A 19828-nucleotide genomic window follows, 5' to 3' on the forward strand; every position below is an offset into this window, starting at 1 on the left:
ATCTGGCCCTGCTTTAGGCATTCTCAATTCACGGGGACTATTTTTCCGGCCATGCCTGCTTCGCTTTCCTCTTCCCTGCGCGCGTGCTGCGCGGTTGCCGCGCTGGTCGCGGCGGGCTTCGCGCTCTCCGGCTGCGCCGGCGTGAGCGAGACGATCGCTCCGGCCTTTGCCGATCCCGCCCGATACGAATTGTACGACTGCAAGCAGCTCGAAGGGGAGCGCAAGGCGCTCGCCGACCGCACCGCCGATTTGCAGAAGCTGATGAACAAGGCGGAGACCGGGGCCGGCGGCGCCGTCGTGTCCGAGCTTGCCTATCGTAACGATTACGTCGCGGTTCGTGGCATGGCGCAGTTGGCCGACGACGCCTGGCGCCGCAACAAGTGCCGGGAAACGCCGCCCAATACGCCACCGGTGGCGGCCGCGCCGCAACGGCCGGACATCAAGCCCGCGCCGAAACGCTGAGGCTTCCGCGTCCGTTAGTTTCTTTGAGCATGAACTCCGCGCAAACGCGTTCCGCGTTTGTCGCGAGGGAAAACCGCTGCGCACTTTTCCGGATCATGCTCTAGGGACGCCAGCCGTAGATCCAGTCCTGCCGCGCCAGCATGCGCTCCGGCCCGAGCGCGCGGATGGCGAGATCGCGCGCGAGCGCGAAGGGGCCGCCGAGATGATAGATCCGGCCCTGCTGCCGCGCGGTCCGCTGTACCTTCCTGACACGGACCTGACGCATCAGGCCATATTGCTTCAGCGCAGCCGCGACGCTGCCTGCGTTCTCGGCAGCTTCGATGCTCAGATGCCGGGCGAGCATGGCTGCATCCTCGATCGCCATGCCGGCGCCTTGGGCCGCGAACGGCAGCATCGCGTGCACGGCGTCGCCGAGCAGCGCGACCGGGCCCTCGCTCCAGGGACATCCGTCCGGTACGCCGAACAGCGCCCATTTGCGCCAGCTCTCGACCGCCGCGAGCATCATCCGCGCCATCGGCGGCCAGCGTGGTGCGGCGAAGGCGTCCATCACCTCGGAGGGATCGCCTGGCGTGCTCCAGCCCGGCCTGTTCCAGGTGCCCGGCAGCACCGCCACCACATTGAGCTGGCGGCCGCCGGCGATCGGGTAGGCGACGAGATGGGCGTTCGCGCCCATCCAGAGCTGCACCCGCCGCGCGGTGTAGTCCTTGGGCAGCTGCGTGGCATCCAGCGTGCCGCGCCAGGCGATCAGTCCGGAGAAGCGCGGCTGCACCTCGGGAAACATATGTTGGCGGACTGTCGACCAGATGCCGTCGGCACCGATCAGGGCGCTGGCGAGATCGCTGCGGCGGATGGTTCCGCTGCGATGGACCACCGTCAGTCCCTTGGCATGGGGTGCGACATCCTCGAATGTCGCGCCCAGTTTCAGGTCGATATCGGGATGATCCGCGACGGCGCCTGCGAGCGCGGATTGCAGATCGGCGCGGTGGACCACCCAATAGGGGGCGCCGGCGCGTATTGCTGCGGCCTCGCCGAGCGGCATCCGCAAAAGTTCGCCGCCGGCGCGCGCGCTCATGATCGAGACCGCTTCGGGCACGACAGCGCGCTGCTTCAGCCGTTCGGTCAGACCGAGCTCGACCAGCACGCGGCTGGCATTGGGGGAGAGTTGCAGGCCGGCGCCGACCTCTTCGAGCCGCTCGGCCTTTTCCAGCACGACGATGCGAAATCCGCGGGCGGCGAGCGCAAGCGCAGCCGTCAGTCCTCCGATTCCGGCACCGGCAATGACGATCGTTCGCGGGAGGGCCACCCCTGACCGAGTTGAGCGGTCAGGCGACCTTGTCCTTCAAGACGCATTCCGGCGGACGGGCTTCGCCCGCTTTCAGGTCGGCCGCGAAGCGGTACAGCGTCGAGCAGTACGGGCAGATGATCTCGTTGTCGTTGCCGAGGTCCAGGAAGACGTGCGGATGATCGAACGGAGGGTTGGCGCCGACGCACATGAACTCTTGCGAGCCGATCTCGATGACGGGGACACCGGCATCGTTATGGAAGTGCGGGACGACATGGTCGGACATCGTAGTTCATCCTGGAGTGGCAATGGCGGCAGACACAATCAGCGGTGACGCGGCATAATTTCGACGCCGCGGACCATACTGATGGGTGCAGGTGATTGCTAGCCCGCCGGAACCGAAAGGTTCGCAATTGCCCCATGCTCATTTGCTCATGCAAATTCGACACAATCTTGCGGCCTGAGAGAAGCCCTTCTTTCGTCGGGGACGTTGTGTCGCAATTTTGGCATACTATGTCTGTGGACGCGTCCAATTGCGGCAAAAGACGAACGATCAGGCGCAACCGATCTTAGGCAACCGATCTTAGGACCGTCCAGGCTTTCAACATGAAGTGGCTGCGAATCAGCTCAGCGTTGACCGGGATCGCTGCATGCAGCCTTGTGCTCGCGCAGGTAGCGCCGCATGCCCGCGACGCCGGCGCGATTCTCGCCGCCCAGGACGATCCCGCCGCCCTGTCCGAGCTCAAGCTCGATGCGGCTCTCGCGAACAACGACCGCCTGGTCCAGGACAATATCGAGGCGGCGCTCGTCGCGGGCGATGCCGATCTCGCCGACAGTTTTGTCGCGCTCGCGCGTGACCGCAACATCGCGCTGCCCGATGATCTCCTGAGCCGGGTCGGCGATGCCGTCAAAACCGAAAATTCGACCTCGCATTTTGCCAAGCGTTTCGCCACGGGGCTCGTCACCGGCAATGCCGACGATGTCGCGAGCCTGTCCGGGACCGTGGCCGGCGATCTCTTCGTGATCGGCGATATCAGGGACGTCGTCCGCGAGAGCAAGCATCTCGCCATGGGCGAGGACACCGATCGTCTCGTGCTCGGCCTTGCGACCGCGGGCCTCGCGGTGACGGCCGTGACCTATGTGTCAGCCGGAGGTGCCGCGCCGGTGCGGGCCGGGCTGACGCTGGTGAAGGATGCGCGCAAGGTCGGGCGGCTCGGCGAAGGTCTCGCCACATGGGCCGGCCGTTCCGCGCGCGAGGTGGTCGACACGCCGATGCTGCAGAACGCAGTTGCCTCCGGCTCGGTGCTGCGTCCGGGCGAGACGGTGAGCGCGATCAAGGCCGCGTTCCGCGTCGAGAAGGCCGGGGCGCTGGTCCGGCTCGGCAAGGACGTCACGCGCGTGGCCGAGAAGACCGGCACGCGCGGCGCCATGGACACGCTGCGCATCGCGGAGGGCCCGAAAGACGTCGCGCGCGCGGCGCGGCTTGCGGAAGCGCAGGGCGGCAAGACACGCGCGATCATGAAGCTGCTCGGCCGCGGCGCGCTGCTGCTCGTCGGCGGCGCGTTCGATCTCACGCTGTGGCTGTTCGGTGCGGCACTGACGCTGTTCGGCCTGCTGTCCTCGATCAAGGCCACCACCGAGCGCCTGACGCAAGCCTGGTGCGATCGCAGGCGGGCCCGGCGGCTGCGCCGGGCACAGGCCGCCGCCGAGGCCGCTCTGGCCAGTGCGGCCGTCACGGCCTAAGATCACCCTTTCCCTCAAATCTGCGGAACTGCTGATGCCGAGCTTTCACAACGGCGCTGTTGAAATTGCCTATCTCGACGAAGGCGAGGGCGATCCGATCATCCTGGTGCACGGCTTTGCCTCGAGCAAGAACGTGAACTGGGTCTACCCGACCTGGGTCTCGGAGCTGCGCAAGAACGGCCGCCGCGTCATTGCGCTGGACAATCGCGGCCATGGCGACAGCGCAAAACTCTACGAGTCCGCGCAGTACTCGATTCCGACCATGGCCGGCGACGTGCTCGCGCTGATGGATCATCTCGCCATCCCGCAGGCCGACATCATGGGCTATTCGATGGGCGGGCGGATGACGGCCTGGCTTGGGCTGAACGAGCCGCAGCGCCTGCGCTCGGCGATCCTCGGCGGCATCGGCATCGGCGGCCTGATCGAGGGCACCGGGCCCGGCGAGAACGTCGCCAAGGCGCTGGAAGCGCCCTCGCTCGACGACGTCACCGATCCCGTCGGCCGCACCTTTCGTGCGTTTGCGGACCAGACCCGATCCGACCGCCGCGCGCTCGCCGCCTGCCTGCGCGGCACGCGCGATCTCATGACCAGGGAGGAGGCGGCGCGCATCGACGTGCCCGTGCTGATCGCGGTCGGTAGCCTTGATGATGTTGCGGGCTCTGCCAGCGCGCTCGGTGCGATCATCCCCGGCTCGGAAGTGCTCGACATCCCGGGCCGCGATCACATGCGCGCGGTCGGCGACAAGGTCTACAAGACCGGCGTGCTCGACTTCCTGTCACGCCGCGGCTGAGGCCTCGTCCGCTGGCTCGTCGTCGTCGCCGATCGAGCGGAACAGCGCCATCAGCACCACGAAGGTCGCAACCCACACCATGCGCGCGCCGTAGCGGTCGTGCGGCCCCGAGATGATGCCGCAGATGAAGGCGTTGCCGAGCAGCGCCAGCGTCACCGTCGCGGCCAGCAGCGTCAGATCGTCGAGCTTCCGATCGCCGAGCGCGCGTCCGAGCAGTGCGAGCAGTCCCAGCATCGAGACCAGTGCGACCGGCACGTGCAGCCAGTTGACGTAGCTGAAATCGAGGCCCCATTGCTGCTGCCGCGCCTCGCGCATCGCGGCCACCTGCGTCGGGATGTAGCGCTCGATGATGCCGTAGGTATGGGGAATCCAGCCGCTGGTGCCTTCGCCGGTCGCCACATGCAGCAATTGCTGCCCCATCGCGCGCAAGGCCGCCTCGGCCTGCCAGGCCGGATAGGCCGCGAGCGATTGCACGACGATGGTGCCCATCTCGTCGTTCATGCCCTCGAAGCGGCCGAGCGTGTTGAACATGCTGTGGCCCCACAGGAACTCATCGGCGGTCGCCGGCAGCTCGTTGCGATAGGGACAGAGCTTGAAGTTCTCGCGCGGGCAGTGGTCGTTCAAATATTGCGCAACGATGCCGTCCTGCATCATGCGGCCGAAGGCGACGCCGGTGCCGCCGGGCGTCCAGGCCCATTTGCCTGACAGCGCATGGTTCGCCGACACCAGCATCAAGCCGCCGACGACAATCGTCAGGCTCGCCTGCGCCAGCCCGGCCATCGGGAGGCGAGGCCCGAGGAACGGCCGCATTATCCAGCCGGCGGCGCACAGCCCGAGCAGCACGCCGAGCGTGGCGCTGTGGGTCGCGGCGGCAAAGGCGGTAAAGACGAACAGCGAGATCTTTTCGAGCGTCGACGTCCGGCCTGCGCCGACGATCAGCAGGAACAGCGACAGGATCGACAGTCCCGCAAAGATGTCGGTGAGGAGCATGCTGGCGAGCCAGGGCAGGGCCGTCGACAGGATCAGCAGCAGGCTGATCGCGACGAAGCGGAATGTCTGCATCAAGCCCAGCACGCGCAGCGTCAGTTGCAACAGCCATAGCGTCGCCAGCGACTGGATCGCGAGGTTGATCCAGAAGCCGAAATTCTCGCCGTAATGCAGATAGAGGCCGAACACGGTGGAGCGGCTGGGGACCAGATAGCCCTCGTACCAGCGCGCCAGATAGCCGCCGGTATCCCATTGTAACAGCGGATAGCCGTTCCAGAACGCCGGCGCGATCAGGAGGAGGGGCAGTGCCACCGCCGCCAGCCGCAGCCAAAAGCTATCCGTGGCGCGCCTGCGCAAACTGTCGGTGGTGATGCTCAAATCCGCTCCGTCCTCGTCCGGACCATGCCCGCAATAACGGTTGAGACGAAATTCACCAATAGTTTGACGCCGCCCGGCTTGAATTTGGCGCAACTCTGACCATTTCAAGCCGACCTTGCCGCTTGGGGGCGTTCCGGGAAACTCTTGTGTTTCAACGCGTTGGTATGCTTTCGCGGGGCAAGGCGCTGTTCACTCTCAGGCAAGCCGGTCAGGACTTTGTCGTCTAGACTGTGGTATAGACCCAGCCAAACGAGCCAATTCGAAAGAGCAGATCCCATGGCAGTGCATCAGGTCAATCCGGGAGGAAAGCTCGCAACGCTCGATCCGATCTGGGACCGGATCCGCGGCGAGGCGGAGGACATCGTCCATCGCGAGCCCGAGCTTGCGACCTTCATCTATTCGACGGTGCTGCATCACAGCCGCCTCGAGGATTCGGTGGTCCACCGCGTCGCCGACCGGCTCGATCACGCCGCGCTGTCGGGCGATCTGGTGCGCCAGACCTTCGACGAGGCGCTGCGCGACGATCCTGATTTGGGCAACGCCTTCCGCGCCGATCTCGTCGCCGTCTACGACCGCGATCCCGCGACCTCGCGCTTCATCGATCCCTTGCTCTACTTCAAGGGCTTCCATGCGATCCAGACCCATCGCCTCGCGCACTGGCTCTATCTGAAGGGCCGCAAGGATTTTGCGTATTATCTCCAGAGCCGCGCGTCCGCGGTGTTCCAGACCGACATCAATCCCGCCGCGCGCATCGGCCGCGGCATCTTCCTCGACCACGCCACCGGCTTCGTCTGCGGTGAGACGGCTGTGATCGAGGACGACGTCTCGATCCTGCACGGCGTCACGCTCGGCGGCACCGGCAAGGAGAACGAGGACCGTCATCCCAAGATTCGCCATGGCGTGCTGATCGGCGCCGGCGCCAAGATCCTCGGCAACATCGAGATCGGCCATTGCGCGCGCATCGCGGCCGGCTCGGTCGTGGTCAAGCCGGTGCCGCACAACGTCACCGTCGCGGGCGTGCCGGCCAAGATCGTGGGCGAGGCCGGCTGCGCCGAGCCGTCGCGCACCATGGACCAGATGATCAACGCGATGGGGCTCTAGACTCGCGCGTTAAGGGCCGGATTCTCCGGCCCTTTTCGTCCCCAAATTCTTTGGCAATTCCTGCTGGCGGTTCGCCGCGTCTCGTCCTAAAACCCGCCGACCAATTTTGATCGGAGACTTGCCGTGGACGTCAAAGAAGTCAGAAAGCTCGATGCGTATCTGAAGCGCGTATTCGGCAATCCCAAGATCCGCGTCGTGCCGCGGCCGAAGAAGGATGACAGCGCCGAGGTCTATATCGGCGAGGAGTTCATCGGCGTGCTCTTCGTCGACGACGAGGACGATGATCGCTCGTTCCAGTTCCAGATGGCGATCCTCGAGGACGATCTGGTCGATCAGGAATAGCCACTTTCGTCATTGCGAGCGAAGCCAAGCAATCCAGGCTGTCTCCGCGAAGGGAACCGGATTGTTTCGCTTCGCTCGCAATGACCGTACGGGTCGAGCGCGAGATCCGTCGAAGACGGACCCGCGCTATGATGCGATCAGGCCGTCGACGGTCGTAACGCAGGCTCCGCCGACGTGAACGCGACCGTCTGCGTCGACCGCAACGCTGATCTTGCCATCGCGCCCGACACGCCTGCCTTGCTCGGATTTGTAGCGCGTCCCGCCGGCAGGCAGCAGGCCCCGCGTCGACCGGAACACGGCAACGCTGCCATTGCCGCTTCCGCAGACCGGGTCTTCATTGACGCCGCAGGACGGGGCAAAGGTCCTGACCTCGATGTCATGACTGCCTTCGGAATGCGTCGCGAACACCGTGATGCCGGTTGCACCCTTGCGCCTTTCGAACGCGGCCGAGCGGACCAGATCGGGCTGCAGGCCGAGCACGGCGCCGATGCTTGCCAGCTGCGCGATGATCCAGACGGCCCCGACATTGATGATCGCGGGCCTGGCATCGCGCAAGATCGGGTGCCGCAGGATCGCTTCAACCTCGTCAATCTCATCGTCTGTCAGTGAGGTCACCGTCGCCGGCGGAAGCGTGAGAGTCAAAATCCGATCGGGACCCTCGCCATTCACCGCAACGTCCACCAACCCGACACCGCACTCCTGAACGAGCTTGCCATGCCTCGGCCGCGCGACGCCGGCTTCCAGGACGGCGTGGGCGCTCCCCAATGTCGGATGGCCGGCGAACGGCATTTCCGCGGCCGGGTTGAAAATCCGCAGACGATAGTCCGCGCCGGGCTTGGTCGGCGGCAGAACGAACGTCGTTTCGGAAAGGTTCGTCCAACCGGCGATGGCCTGCATGTCGTTGTCGGTCAGTCCCGAACCATCGAGGACGACTGCGACGGGATTGCCCAGGAGCGGCTTTGCCGAAAACGCGTCGACGACTTTGAAGGCGCGGGGCATATCTGTCTCCATTCCATGCGTTGAAGTCGTTTTGCGGTAGTTCCCGCCACAAAATCTATTTCTTTGCAAGAATGCGTAGCCGCGCCGTTGCGTCGGCGACCGTGATGCCTTCGGCATCGACGAGCTCGGCTTGCACCACCATGTCGCGCTCCGTCTGCTCGATCACGCGCGCCCGTGCCGTGATGGCTCCCACCGCCGCAGGTTTCAGGAAGCGCGTGTCGAGGCTCCTGGTGACCACCGTCAGGTCGGGCGAGAGTTTTGCGAGCGCGCAAATTCCGGTCGCGGAGTCCAGCATCGCCGCGAGAAATCCGCCCTGGACGGTCCCGTGTCTGTTGGTGAAGGCGGGTTGAGCCTGGAAGCGGATCACGGCGTCTCCGCTTTCGTCAAAGCCAATCCATTCGCGTCCCAGGAGCCGGGCGCCCGGTGGCAGGTTTGCTGCTGCATCACTCATAGCGATCACCGCTGCGCCTTCATCGACTCAGCCACCACCCGAAGCGCGCTGACGAATTCGGCGATCGCCGGATTGCGTCGTTCACCGGTGCGAAACGCCACGAAGATCCGCCGCGTGATGATCGGCTTGATCTCCTTCAGCCGCAACGTGCCGATATGGTCGCGACCGCGCAAGCCGGGATTGATCGATACCGAGCAGCCTGCCTCGACCATCGCCCTGACCACTTCGAAACTGTGGCAGCGCGCATTGACGATGGGATCGAAGCCGGCGCTGCGGCAGGCGCCGACGATCACGTCCGAATAGGTCGCGGACGTCGTGTCGAGGACCCATCGTTCCGCCGCCAACTCGGGCAGGGTGAGGTGAGGACGCTCGGCCAGCGGATGGTCGCGCGGCAGCAGGACGTGGAGATGATCGTCGAGAAGATGCAGCATCTCGACCTGCGTCTCCGAGAGGCTTGCTGACGTCGTCAGGTCGTCGACGATCGCGACATCCGTCTGCCAGGCGCGCAGCGCGGCCAGGCTGTCGTCGGGCTCGAGCTCCTCGAATATCGTCACCAGATCAGGGAAGCGCGCCGACATCGCCCTGATCGTCGGCGGAATGAGCGATGCGGCGACCGAGGGAAAAGCCGAGACGCGCAATTCGCCCGCGACGGTCTTCTTCAGCTCCGCAAGGTCGGTCTTTGCTTCCTCCAGGACGCCGATGACCCGCCCGGCATGGTCTGCCAGTCGCTGTCCCGCCGGCGTCAGCCGTACGCCGCGGCCCCTGCGCTCGACCAGTTCGACGCCGGTCTCGTCCTCGAGCTGCGCGATTTGCTGAGAAACCGCCGAGGGAGAGATCAGCAGAGCCTCGGCCACCGCTGCCATTGTTTTTCGCAGCGAAAGCTCACGAAGCGTGCGGAGTCGGGCGAAATCCATCCTTTAGCTCCAGCAAATGCCCAGAACACAATCATGCATATTCTCTAATGTATATCGCGAAATTAATTAAGTAGACCAGAATTGTTTTGCGGCTGTAGCCTTACTCCCAGAGCAGTTCGGGTCGTCACAAGAGGAGCACATCCCAAGCCCGGCTGACACGCGTTGGACGACAACAGGCAAAGAGGGGTTTCAGATGGCTCGTTCCAAATTCCTGATCGCTGCGCTCGCCGCAGCATCGCTGTGGGCAAGCGGTGCATCCGCCTCCGTCCTCGACAACGTCAAGCAGCGCGGCATCCTCAACTGCGGCACCGACAACACCGCTCCCGGCTTCGGCTACCTCAACACCAAGACCGGCAAGATCGAGGGGTTGGATGCCGATTTCTGCCGCGCCATGGCCGCGGCCGTTCTCGGCGATGCCAGCAAGGTCAACTTCGTCATCGTCACCGACAAGAGCCGCTTCAACGCTCTTCAGACCGGACAGGCCGATGTCGTCTTTGCGCACACGACGGTCAAGCCGGTGCGCGAATCCGCGGTCGGCATCGATTTCCTGCCGATCAATTTCTACGACGGCACCGGCATGATGGTGAAGTCGGCATCCGGCGTGAAATCCGTGGCCGAGCTGGACGGCGCGACGATCTGCACGACGCAGGGCTCCGGCACCGAAGCCACGCTCGCTGCCTTCGTCCGCGTGCGCGGTTTCAAGACCACAAAAGTTCTCACCTTCGAGAATCTCGAGAAGCTGTTTGGCGCGCTGCAAAGCGACCGCTGCAACGCGATGTCGACGGATAAATCGGCGCTTGCGGCCTGGCGTGGCAACTCGCCCAAGCCGGACGACTTCACCATCCTGCCCGAGACTCTCAACAAGTCGCCGTTCGCGGGTTTCGTCATTGCCAACGATTCCAAATGGCGCAACGTGCTGCGCTGGGCGACCTTCGCGCTGTTCCAGGCGGAGGAATGGGACATCACGTCGGCTAATCTCGCCGACAGGCAGAAGGACGAGACCGCTTTCGTCCAGAAATTCCTCGGCGTGAAGGACGGTTTTGGCAAGGACTTCGGCGTCGCCGATGATTTCGTCGCCAGCATGATCAAGTCGGTCGGCAATTACGGCGAGATCTACGACCGCAACCTCGGCCCCAAGACGCCGTACTTCATCGACCGTGCCGGCACGCCCAACGCGATGTGGACCAAGGGCGGTGCCGAATATTCGCCTCCGTGGAACTGAGCCACATGGTCGCGGGCGAGCCAACGGGCTCGCCTCGATCCGGGGAGGGCATCATGAGCACAGAGATCGCCGAATATCACAGCATCCCGCCGGCGCGTCGCGGCCTGCTGATCGCGTTCAAATGGCTCGTGCAGGCGGCGATCGTCATTGCGGTGGCGGGGCTCGTCATCTGGCTCGGCCTCGCGGTCCGCGAGGCACTCGCCCGCAAAGGCATCCAGTTCTCGTTCGGCTACCTCGGCAATGTCGCGAACTTCTCCCTCAGTGAAGGTGTCGTGCCTTCGTTCGCGGGTGGGTGGCCAATTCTGGAGCCTTTCTCTCCTTCCAACACCAATCTGCAGGCGCTGTTCGCGGGCCTCTGGAATTCGCTCAAGGTCGCCCTCTCGGCGATCGTCCTCTGCACCATGTTCGGCACGCTGGTCGGCATCGGCCGGCTCTCGACCAACTGGCTGGTGCGTAACCTTTGCTTTGGACTGGTCGAAGCCATCCGCAACACGCCGCTGCTGATCCAGATCGTGTTCTGGTATTTTGCGGTGGTCCTGCGGTTTCCTCCCGCCAGTGCCGCGTCGAACTGGTTCGGCGGCCTGCTTGCCAGTCGTTCGGGTGTTTTCCTGCCCGGCCTCGCGGTGTCCGAGCGCGCTGGAGCCGCGTCCTGGGGATTGCTCGCTGCGGCCTTCGCCTTGGTTGCCGCTTGCGTAATTCTGCGTGGACTGCGGCTCCGGCTGATCTTTCTGGCAGCAGCGATCGCGGCCCTGATCGTAGCCGCCGTCATCGGTTTTCCTCTTGGCCTTGACCTGCCGGTCGCGACCCGGTTCGGCGCGCGTGGAGGCTTTGCCATTTCACCGGAAATGACGGCGCTGCTCATCGCGATCGTCGTCAACAGCTCCGCCTATGTCGCCGAGATCGTCCGCGGCGCGATCGAGTCCTTGCCGAAGGGGCAATGGGAGGCCTCTGCCTCGCTCGGATTGTCGCGTTCCCACACGCTGCGCGACATCATCCTTCCCCAGGTCTTCCGGATCGTCCTGCCGTCGCTGGCCAACCGCTACATCAGCCTGACCAAGGATACCTCGCTCGGGATCGCCATCGGCTTCCCCGACCTGTTCAACGTCTACGGCACCGTCTCGAACCAGACCGGGAGAAATCTCGAAGGCGTCGTGATCGTGATGCTGACCTATCTCGCGCTGAGCTGGATCATCAGCGCCTGCGTGAATGGCCTCAACGCGCGTGTCAACGGACGGAGGACGCGATGACCACGCTCGCGCTGCGGTGGGTCCACCGCAACCTCTTCGCAAAACCGTTCGACGCCGCGCTGTCGCTCGTCGTGATCCCGCTGCTGGCCTGGGCGGTCTATGCCTTTGGCTACTGGGTGCTGGTCCAGGCGCATTGGCAAGTCGTCGGCGGCAGCTTCAAGGTGCTGATGACCGGCATCTATCCCGCCGACCAGTTGTGGCGGGCATGGTTCTCCGTCGCGACGCTCTGCGCGATGTTCGGTGCGGGTCTCGGCCTTTCACTCCGCCCGGGTCGATCGGCGCTGACATCAGTCGCTGTGCTCGCGATCCTGATCTCGGCAGCGGTAGCAACCGCAATCGACGTGCATTCCGGCATGCTCACGGCCGCCAGCGCCGCGCTCGGCATCGCGGCATGGATCGGCGCCCACCGTTGGGCTGTGGACCAGCGCATCGTGCTGTCGGGACTGCTCGCGGGAGTGGTCGCAATCTTCGTCGTGGTCTCGCCGCCGGGCTTCGAGGTCTGGGGCGGTCTGCTGCTCAGCGTCGTCCTGACGATCGCGGTCTCGATCCTGACGTTGCCGTTCGGAATCCTGCTCGCGCTCGGCCGGCAGAGCCGCATCACCAGCCTGCGCGTAATCTCGACCGCCTATATCGAGACGATGCGGTCGGTGCCGTTGATCCTCGTCGTCTACTGGATCTGGATCATCGTGCCGCTGCTGGCGCCGGATACCTCGGTCCCGGGGCTGCTGCGCGGCATGGCCGGCTTTGCGCTGTTCTTTGCGGCCTATGTCGCCGAATATGTCCGCAGCGGACTTCAGGCAGTGCCGAAGGGCCAGATCGAAGCGGCAAAGTCGCTCGCGATGAGCAGCTGGACTCTCAACGTCGATATCGTCCTGCCGCAGGCGCTGCGCGTTGTCGTTCCCTCGCTGGTCGGACAGATCCTCGACATCTTCAACGGCGCGACGCTGGTCTTCATCATCGGCCTGACCGATTTCCTGCGCGCCGGGCAGATGATCCTGGCCGATCCGCAGAACAGCGGCCGGACCTACGAGATCTACGTCTTCCTGTTTGCCGTCTATCTCGCCATCGGTGGTGCCATCACCTACGCGTCGCGCCGCCTCGAAGCCCATCTCGCAAGGGGATCACGATGAACGCCATCCAGAGCCCGGCGGCCGTGCAGTCGCGCGATGCCATCGTCAGCATCGGCCATCTCAATAAGTCCTTTGGCGCGTTTCAGGTCCTGAAAGACGTCGATCTCGACGTCGGGCGCGGCGAGGTCGTCGTCATCATCGGCGCCAGCGGGTCGGGAAAGTCGACCCTGATCCGTTGTGTCAACGGTCTGGAGATGTACCAGAGCGGGCGGCTGACCGTGGACGGCTTCAGCATGCCGACGGAGGCCGATCGTGCGATCGGCGGCGAGAAGGAACTGGCCCGGATCCGCAAGGGCGTCGGCATGGTGTTCCAGCAGTTCAATCTGTTTCCGCATATGAGCGCGATCGACAACGTCGCGATCGCGCCGATCCGCGTTCGCGGCCGCAAGCCGGATGAGGCGAGGGCGAACGCATTGCGTCTGCTCGAGAGGGTGGGCTTGCGCGATCACGCCCACAAGCTTCCGGCCCAGTTGTCCGGTGGTCAGCAGCAGCGCGTTGCCATTGCGAGGTCGCTCGCAATGGAGCCGCACATCATGCTGTTCGACGAGCCGACCTCGGCGCTCGACCCCGAGATGGTCGGTGAAGTTCTCGACGTCATGCGCGAGCTCGCGCGCGAGGGCATGACGATGATGATCGTGACCCATGAGATGGGTTTTGCCCGCGAGGTCGCCGACCGCGTCGTCTACATCGATCACGGACGCATTCTGGAGGTCGGCACGCCGGCGGAGATCTTCGACCGGCCGACCCATGAACGTACCAGAACCTTTCTCTCGCGCGTGCTCCGTCACTGACGCAGCAGGCGCCCCCGCACGCGCGGACCAAGCGCATTCCGATCACCTGCAAAGAGGACGACACATGTCACTTTCGACGGCCGTTCAGGCCCATTCAACTGACACCAACTGGCCCGATCTCTTCGGCGCCAATGCCCATCAGATCGGCGCCGACGTCGTCGCGCTGATCGACCAGGATCGGAAGCGGGAGACGTCGTCCCTCAACATGATCGCTTCGGCGTCCTATGCGCCGCTCGGACTGCGCCAGATCGAGGGAACGCATCTCGTCAACCGTGCGCCGATGGGACTGCCCGGCCGCCGCAGCGTCGCCAATTGCGAAGAGCTCGACGCGATCGAGAACCTCGCCATCGATCGGGCCAAGGCGATCTTCGGCGCCGAATATGTCAACGTGCAGGCGCTGTCTTCGACCATCGCCAACGTCGCGGTGCTGCGCGCGATCCTGCCGGCCGAAGGCGCGCGGTTGCTGACTTTCGACGAGCTCGCCGGCGGCCATGTCAGCCACGGCGCCATGCGTCATATCACCGGCGCGAACCGCGAGGTGGTTTCGTTCGGCGTCACCCGCACCGGCGCGATCGACCTGGATCAGGCCCGCGACCTCGCGCGCAAGGTGAAGCCGCACGTCCTCCTCGCCGGTCCATCCTCGTATCCGCGTGAGATCGACTTTGCCGGACTGAAGACCATTGCCGACGAGGTCGGCGCGCTGTTCTTCACCGACATCGCCCATGTCGCGGGGCTGATCGCCGCCGGCCTTCATGCCAATCCCGTCCCGTTCTCCGACGTGTCCACCACCTCGACGCAGAAGACGCTCTGCGGACCGCGCAACGGCGCCTTCGTCTTCGCCAGGCAGCGTTTCGCCGCCGCCATCGACGCCGCCGTCTATCCCGGTCTGCAGGGCCCGGCGGCCTCGAACATGATCGCGGCGCGGGCGGTGCAGATGGAGATGATTACCCGACCCGCTTTCGCGCAGCTGATGCGTGACGTCGTCGCGAATGCAAAGGCCTTCGGCGCGGGCCTGGAAGAGGGCGGGATCGAACTCTACACGGGCGGCACGGACTCCCACATGATCATGGCCTACACCGGCGAGAGCTGGACGCAGCCGGAACTGGTCGCGGGGCTCGGCGCCCACGGGATCATCGGCAACGCCATGCGTGCGCCGGGGCAGGCCGGCGAACCACGGACCGCCTTCCGGTTTGGCAGCATCGCGCTGACGATCCGCGGCTTCGACACGGCCGAGGCAACCAGGCTCGGTCGCGAGGTTGCGGAGATCCTGCGTGCCGGCCCGAAGGCTCCCGTCAATTCGGCGCGGCTTCACAGGCTGCAGGAGCTCGCTGCGGCCCACCCCGTTCCGTCCTTTGTCGATTGATGCCAGGGCCAATCATCATGCACTACGATGTTGCCGCAATCCGCCGCCAGTTCCCCGTGACCGAGCGCTTGCTCTATCTCGATTCCGCCCATCAGACGCCGCTTGCCACCAGCGTTCGCGAGGCCCTGATCGGCTTCTATCGGGAAGGGCTCGAGACGGCCGGCCCCAAGCCTGTCTGGCTTGACCGGATCGAGCAGGTCCGCGCCCGGGTGGCAAAACTGCTCAACGCTGCGCCGGCCGAGATCGCTTTCACCAAGAACACCTCGGAGGGAATGAATATTGCGGCGAACGCGTTGCCGCTGACGGCGGGAGACAACGTGCTTCTCGTCGAAGGCGATCATCCCAACAACGCCTACGCTTTCCTCAATCTGCGGCGGAAGGGCGTGGAGGTGCGTTTCGTGCCGATGACGGGCGAGACGGCGCGCGCCGAGATGTTCGCGCCTCATATCGATGCCCGCACGCGCGCGATCTCGCTCTCGCACGTCACCTTTCATGCGGGACATCGTTTCGACATCGACGGCATCGGAGCGCTCTGTGCGCAGAAGAAGCTCTATTTCGTCATCGACGCGATGCAGTCGACCGGTGTCATCCCGCTGGATGCGAGGGCGAGCGGCGCGAGCCTGATCGGGTCGGGCTGCCACAAGGGGCTGCTGGTGCCGCAGGGTCTCGGCATCCTCTATTGCCGGCAGGGGCTGGACGAACTCCAGCCGGCTTACCTTGCTATGTCCAGCCTCGCGCATCCGCCGGGCGACTACATCGCGCGCGCCGACAACATGCAGCTTAAGGCGGACGCCGGGCGGTTCGAGATCGGCAATTTGAATTTGCCCGATATCCACGCGCTCGACGCTTCGCTGACGCTGATCGAGAGCGTCGGCCAATCCGCCATCGAAGCGCACCTTTACGATCTGGGCGATCGCCTGATCGAGCGTATGGATGATCTCGGCGTCCGCCTGGTCGGGCCGCGCGCGCGCGCCGATCGCTCACCGCACATCTACGTGCTCGATCTGCCGGCGGATGCGTGGGCCGACTATCTGGCCAGCCGGCAGGTGCGGGTGTCCCCCGAGCGCGACGGCATCCGCATTTCCTTCGGCCTGTTCAACACCGTCGAGGATGTCGACCGGTTCGCGCAGGTGCTCGCCGAGAGCGGCAATCTACCGGCCCGCGCGGGCGCGGCTGCGTGAACGGCGTGACGACTCGTGTCGTTGGCTCGATCAATTTACTCGCCAGCGAGATGACGACACGTCCTGCGCTTTCGCCGTGAATGGCGCAGCTATCGTCTCGGCGGCGGGTGGTGTCTCAGTTTGATGAGACACCACCCGGCCGCGGCTCAGTCGCACACTTCCGCTTGTCCCCCTCCTACCATGGAGGTTGCGGAGCCATACTTTTGGGTTCCGATCCGACAGCCGGGCCTCACCGGCCGACACCCCGCGTTGTTACAAATCATTTGACCGGATGCAGACGGCTTCGTCGGTGCGGCTTCGACCTGTTTCCGCTCCGTATCGCGCTTCTTGGTATCCTCGCGGGTCGCGACCGGCTTCTTGTCTTGCGCCTTCTCGCACTCGTTATCATCATTGACGCGATAGCCGGCGCGGCATGCGATCTTGACGCAAGCATCGCCATCGGCCTTGAAGCCGCGATCGCAAACAAGCGGGCAGACCCGGCCCGGCTTGGCCTTGATGGCGTCCAGCGCTTCGAAGCTCGCAAGCTTGGCGTCGAACGTCGTCCCCGCATATTTGTTGAACAGCGTCAGCGAGCGCTGCGATGACGTATTCCAGTCGCCGTCTGCCGATGTCGCCAGACAGCCGACGCGGCGCAGTTCGGATTGAACCAGCCTCGTTGTCTCCTGCGGAGACAGGCTCGGCTGCGTAGGTGGAGGACTTACGGCGGCCGTTTTCTGCTCGTTCTCGGAAGACTGCTGATCGGCCGTCGCCTTTGCCGCTGCGGCTTCGGCCTCCTTCCGCCGCTGCTCGGCTGCGGCCGCCTTGGCCTCTTCGATCTGCTTGGTCTTCTCCGCCGCAAGCCGGGCGTCTTCGGCGGCCTTCGCGGTGGCTGCGGCCTTTTCCTGCTCGGCCTTCTTGGCCCGCTCGGTCGCGAGCCGGGCCTTCTCGTCCTCGGCCTGCCTGGCTCTTTCCGCAGCGGCGGCGCGGGTTTCTTCGGCGGCGATCTTATTCAGCTGGCCCTTGGCGAGATCCGCATAGAAACCGCTGGGAACACGGTTCAGGAAGGCCGTCCATCCGTCACGCGTACCCAGCTGAAGCGCCAGTTCATAGTCGCGCCGAACCTCGGCATCCGGGTTGGCTTGCGGTCCGGCGACAACTGGCTTTGCTGCAACGAGCGACACGTCATCGCCTCCAAGCGAGCCGTACACATACGGCTCCTGCTTGGATCCGGTGACCTTGAGAACATCGTCGCGCACGAAGCCGAAAGCCTTGCGCAGATCGAGACCCGGCGTTGGGAGGCGTTCGACGAGAGCTGTGGCAAACGGGCTGTTCTTCGTGTCGCCGTCCGAAGCGGTCGAACCGGCCTTCGCCGCGAAGGCGATCATGGTATTCGGATTGGTCGGCTCCACCTTGGCAAGGCCGCGGCCGATGCCACGGGAGGCCACCGTCCGCTTCATCGTTTTGGCAAAGGGATTGTCGCGGCAGGCGTCCAGGATGACGAGGCGCAGCTGCTTGGCGGGTTCGATGGCGAACAGCACCCTGTCGAGCGGGAACGCCTCGTCCAGAACGTCGGTGTCGGTCTCAAGGGCGGCATCGGTCGGGATCAGATAGTTGGTGCCGTCGAGCTCGATGCCATGGCCGGCGTAGTAGATGACCGCGACATCGGCCTCGCGGGCCTTGCCGCCGAATTCGCGCAGCGCCTTGCGCATGTCGACCACGTTCAGGTCGACCCTGACGTCCACGGCGTCGAAACCTGCTTTCCTGAACATGCCGCCGACCAGCGCGGCATCGTTTGCGGGGTTCGCCAGCCTTCCCACGTGCTTGTAGGCCGAGTTGCCGATGACGAGCGCGACGCGCTTCTCGGCGAGTGCAGAGCCGGTTCCGAGCCAGATCGAAAGCCAGGTCGCAACAATCAATAAAACAAACAGCCGAAACCGCATTCCAGCCCCCGAATGCAATAGCGTCAGATTATCCGCAGAATGGACGAGTGCAATCTACAATCTGTGATTTCTATCACACAGCGGTGCGGCCACCCCAGCACCAGGGAGCGTAGCGGCACGCAGTCGATCGCCTCATGGTGCCATCATGCGCTTGTTTTGCCCGACGGGTCAAGCCGGATTTCGAAAAAGGCGAATTTGTTCCCGGCTACTGTGCATGGGGTTGTTTTCGAGTTTTTGTCGCGGAGGGTCCGCGCTCAGCTGTGCGGCCCGCGCAACTGCGTCGTCAGCTTCTCCATTCCGTCGGCGACGTCACGCCATTGCGACAGCCAGCTGCGCGGAAAGCGGAAGGTGAGGTCGGCGCCGCCGACGCGGCGCTCGGACAGGCACATGCCGGGCGTGGCTCCATCGCGCGTGCAGCGCGCCGTGAGCGCAGGGCTCGTCGCGGAATAGAAATCCTCGCTGCCATAGGGCGTGTCGGTGCGGAACGTCCGCATCGCCAGCCCGTCGTCCGCTGCCGCCGCGGCCTGGTCGAAATAGCGCGGATAGATCGTCGCGGTTCGCTGCTCGGGCGACAGCGCATCGTGATGCGCTGATATCGACAGGAAGATGCGGTCGATCGGCTGCATCGCGGTGTCCACCGTATCGGCCGTCACGTGTCGCGGCCCGTTCGGCGCCTCCAGCGAGGGATAGAGGAAATCGAGATCGATGCGCTCCTGCGGTCCGGAGTGCCGCTGGATCTTCATCCGGATCGCGGAGATCGGCAGGTTGAACAGCGTGCCGCCGACGCTGACCGGCAGCTTGTCCGGCGCGTCCGCACCGCCGGTGGTCCAGGTCGGCCACAGCAAATAGGCAACCAGCGCGATCGCGCTCGCCGCGAAGATGCCGGTGAGCGCAAGCGGGAGGAGATGCGCCCGGATGCGCGTCCTTGCGCCGGTCCTGGAAGAGCGAGGGGAGGTTGCCGAAAACACCGTCATGACGTCGCGCGAATGGCCCGGGGTCGGCCGGTGGCCGACGAATCACCGGCGAATATGCCACGGGGCGGTGATATCGCGGAAGGTTCCGCGCGGCCGGGAACGGAAGAGGGCTCTGCGCGGGCCGGGCGGCAGCGTTAACCTTCGCTTAAGGATAATGTAGCGTTAACCGGCACTATTTGTCACAGGAAAGCTCCTCGCGTTGCGTATGGGCGGACTGTTCCGATGACACCTGAAGCTTTCAACACTCTCTTCTCGATCTGCATCGGCTTCGCGCTCGCGGGCGCGCTCGCAAATGGATACCAGGCGATGTCGCAGAGGCCCGCGGGCTTCGGGCTGTTGCAGGAGGGCGTGGCCCCCAGGACGTTTGCGGCGGTGCCGTTCCTGGTGTTCGCGGCGCCCTTCATCATCATGCGCAACACGCTGCGCGGCATGCGGCTGGAAAGCCGTCGCTTCGAGTTCGTGATGATGGCGACCGTCATCGCCGGCTTCTGGAGCATGATGAGCGGCACCTTCTTCCTGATGACGCTGCGCGCGACTGGCGTGCTGGGCTGA

Annotated in this window: 20 protein-coding genes; 12 read left to right on the top strand and 8 right to left on the bottom strand. The window is 64.8% G+C overall.

Annotated elements, in window-relative coordinates:
- The first annotated feature begins 51 nt into the window (after nt 1-51).
- Nucleotides 52-462: a twin-arginine translocation pathway signal gene (locus QA645_RS16425; RefSeq protein WP_254132375.1), complete on the top strand. Its 411-nt coding sequence runs from the start codon at nt 52-54 to the stop codon at nt 460-462.
- A gap of 100 nt (nt 463-562) precedes the next feature.
- Here the strand turns inward: QA645_RS16425 and QA645_RS16430 are convergent, their stop codons facing one another.
- The gene (locus QA645_RS16430; RefSeq protein WP_283051502.1) at nt 563-1765 is read right to left on the bottom strand and encodes an FAD-dependent monooxygenase; all 1203 of its coding nucleotides are present in this window, start codon (nt 1763-1765) and stop codon (nt 563-565) included.
- Between the two features lie 19 nt (nt 1766-1784).
- Nucleotides 1785-2030 (bottom strand): zinc-finger domain-containing protein, encoded by a 246-nt coding sequence (locus tag QA645_RS16435; protein WP_007602543.1) that lies wholly within the window; start codon nt 2028-2030, stop codon nt 1785-1787.
- Between the two features lie 320 nt (nt 2031-2350).
- Here QA645_RS16435 and QA645_RS16440 point away from each other — a divergent pair, with 320 nt between their 5' ends.
- Together QA645_RS16440 and QA645_RS16445 are read left to right on the top strand one after the other, a co-directional pair.
- Nucleotides 2351-3487, top strand: coding sequence for a hypothetical protein (locus tag QA645_RS16440; RefSeq protein ID WP_283051504.1), 1137 nt, complete (start codon nt 2351-2353; stop codon nt 3485-3487).
- A gap of 34 nt (nt 3488-3521) precedes the next feature.
- Nucleotides 3522-4277 carry an alpha/beta hydrolase gene (locus tag QA645_RS16445; RefSeq protein ID WP_254194327.1) on the top strand — a complete coding sequence of 252 codons (756 nt, stop codon included), beginning with the start codon at nt 3522-3524 and terminating at the stop codon, nt 4275-4277.
- On the opposite strand, the gene QA645_RS16450 is transcribed toward QA645_RS16445, so the two are convergent.
- Nucleotides 4263-5642 carry a hypothetical protein gene (locus QA645_RS16450; RefSeq protein WP_283051506.1) on the bottom strand — a complete coding sequence of 460 codons (1380 nt, stop codon included), beginning with the start codon at nt 5640-5642 and terminating at the stop codon, nt 4263-4265. The genes QA645_RS16445 and QA645_RS16450 overlap by 15 nt on opposite strands.
- Nucleotides 5643-5918: 276 nt before the next feature.
- On the opposite strand from QA645_RS16450, the gene cysE reads away from it, so the two are divergent.
- Entirely contained in the window at nt 5919-6743 is an 825-nt protein-coding gene (gene cysE, locus QA645_RS16455; protein ID WP_254132370.1) for a serine O-acetyltransferase, read from the top strand.
- Nucleotides 6744-6866: 123 nt separating this feature from the next.
- The gene (locus tag QA645_RS16460; RefSeq protein WP_007602550.1) at nt 6867-7085 is read left to right on the top strand and encodes a DUF3126 family protein; all 219 of its coding nucleotides are present in this window, start codon (nt 6867-6869) and stop codon (nt 7083-7085) included.
- A gap of 126 nt (nt 7086-7211) precedes the next feature.
- Here QA645_RS16460 and QA645_RS16465 read toward each other — a convergent pair whose 3' ends face one another.
- Genes QA645_RS16465 through QA645_RS16475 form a run of 3 tightly spaced genes read right to left on the bottom strand, consistent with a single transcriptional unit; the run spans nt 7212 to nt 9449 of the window.
- Complete coding sequence (locus QA645_RS16465; RefSeq protein WP_283051509.1) at nt 7212-8084, bottom strand: PhzF family phenazine biosynthesis protein; 873 nt, start codon at nt 8082-8084, stop codon at nt 7212-7214.
- A 55-nt stretch (nt 8085-8139) separates the two neighbouring features.
- Entirely contained in the window at nt 8140-8535 is a 396-nt protein-coding gene (locus tag QA645_RS16470; RefSeq protein ID WP_283051511.1) for a PaaI family thioesterase, read from the bottom strand.
- 5 nt (nt 8536-8540) lie between these two features.
- Nucleotides 8541-9449 (bottom strand): LysR family transcriptional regulator, encoded by a 909-nt coding sequence (locus QA645_RS16475; protein WP_254132367.1) that lies wholly within the window; start codon nt 9447-9449, stop codon nt 8541-8543.
- Nucleotides 9450-9642: 193 nt separating this feature from the next.
- Here QA645_RS16475 and QA645_RS16480 point away from each other — a divergent pair, with 193 nt between their 5' ends.
- The 6 genes from QA645_RS16480 (at nt 9643) to QA645_RS16505 (ending at nt 16383) form a co-directional block, all read left to right on the top strand.
- Nucleotides 9643-10671 carry a transporter substrate-binding domain-containing protein gene (locus QA645_RS16480; protein ID WP_283051514.1) on the top strand — a complete coding sequence of 343 codons (1029 nt, stop codon included), beginning with the start codon at nt 9643-9645 and terminating at the stop codon, nt 10669-10671.
- A gap of 53 nt (nt 10672-10724) precedes the next feature.
- Nucleotides 10725-11918, top strand: a complete 1194-nt coding sequence (locus QA645_RS16485) for an ABC transporter permease subunit (protein WP_283051517.1) — start codon at nt 10725-10727, stop codon at nt 11916-11918.
- Complete coding sequence (locus QA645_RS16490) at nt 11915-13048, top strand: amino acid ABC transporter permease (RefSeq protein WP_283051518.1); 1134 nt, start codon at nt 11915-11917, stop codon at nt 13046-13048. Before QA645_RS16485 ends, QA645_RS16490 begins: the two co-directional genes overlap by 4 nt.
- On the top strand, nt 13045-13839 hold the full coding sequence (locus QA645_RS16495; protein ID WP_256568306.1) for an amino acid ABC transporter ATP-binding protein: 795 nt from the start codon (nt 13045-13047) through the stop codon (nt 13837-13839). Before QA645_RS16490 ends, QA645_RS16495 begins: the two co-directional genes overlap by 4 nt.
- 64 nt (nt 13840-13903) lie before the next feature.
- Nucleotides 13904-15202, top strand: a complete 1299-nt coding sequence (locus QA645_RS16500) for a hypothetical protein (RefSeq protein WP_283051521.1) — start codon at nt 13904-13906, stop codon at nt 15200-15202.
- Between the two features lie 11 nt (nt 15203-15213).
- A complete protein-coding gene (locus QA645_RS16505) occupies nt 15214-16383 on the top strand; it encodes an aminotransferase class V-fold PLP-dependent enzyme (protein WP_283053225.1) in 1170 nt (389 codons plus the stop codon).
- Between the two features lie 146 nt (nt 16384-16529).
- On the opposite strand, the gene QA645_RS16510 is transcribed toward QA645_RS16505, so the two are convergent.
- Complete coding sequence (locus QA645_RS16510) at nt 16530-18302, bottom strand: caspase family protein (protein WP_283051524.1); 1773 nt, start codon at nt 18300-18302, stop codon at nt 16530-16532.
- A gap of 254 nt (nt 18303-18556) precedes the next feature.
- The gene (locus QA645_RS16515; protein WP_283051527.1) at nt 18557-19276 is read right to left on the bottom strand and encodes a hypothetical protein; all 720 of its coding nucleotides are present in this window, start codon (nt 19274-19276) and stop codon (nt 18557-18559) included.
- A 222-nt stretch (nt 19277-19498) separates the two neighbouring features.
- Here QA645_RS16515 and QA645_RS16520 point away from each other — a divergent pair, with 222 nt between their 5' ends.
- Nucleotides 19499-19828, top strand: a complete 330-nt coding sequence (locus QA645_RS16520; RefSeq protein WP_027536204.1) for a hypothetical protein — start codon at nt 19499-19501, stop codon at nt 19826-19828.

Origin of the sequence: Bradyrhizobium sp. CIAT3101 (assembly GCF_029714945.1) — a bacterium.
Classification (GTDB): domain Bacteria; phylum Pseudomonadota; class Alphaproteobacteria; order Rhizobiales; family Xanthobacteraceae; genus Bradyrhizobium.